The sequence below is a fragment of the Paenibacillus sp. 2TAB26 genome (genome assembly GCF_052115145.1).
In the GTDB taxonomy this organism is placed as follows: Bacteria; Bacillota; Bacilli; order Paenibacillales; family Paenibacillaceae; genus Pristimantibacillus.
Map to the genome: position 1 here is coordinate 1 of NZ_JBFRGC010000097.1, position 477 is coordinate 477.

1 pseudogene is annotated in these 477 nt (G+C 50.1%); it reads left to right on the top strand.

Annotated features, from left to right (window positions below):
- Positions 1–173 precede the first annotated feature (173 nt).
- Positions 174–477 (top strand): annotated as a pseudogene (locus AB4Z50_RS36030) (hypothetical protein); the annotation flags it as partial.

A 477-nucleotide genomic window follows, 5' to 3' on the forward strand; every position in this document is an offset into this window, starting at 1 on the left:
GCCTGCCTGACTCCGCTCAATCCAAACGGATCAATAGGTGCAGTTGCATTGCAAACGAGAGAAGGGCACTCTAATTGCGGGCGCCCTTCTCACTTTATTTTCATCATAAAATGACGAACTTATAGAATCGCTTTTTTGGGATGTCAAACAAAGGTAGGAGGAAAGGATCTTTTATGGGAAACCGGACATTCCTGTACGTTACAAACGCCGATACAGATTCGGTCGATTATGAGAATACAGCTTTCGAGACGAATAATTTTCTCGCTCCAGTATGGTTTTGTCTGGTCAGCCAGGAGCAGTTCCAGCGCTATAGCGGGCAGCTTATGCAAGCGTGGAGCAGGATTCAACCCCATATGGACCAACCGGATGTGGAGGATCTCCCTGAGTGGGAATGCTTTTCCGAGGCATTCCAATGGCAGATTCCATGGGCGGATGCTGCAGAGCAGCTGCGCCTGAGCTTACCCGGCACGCTGGCCC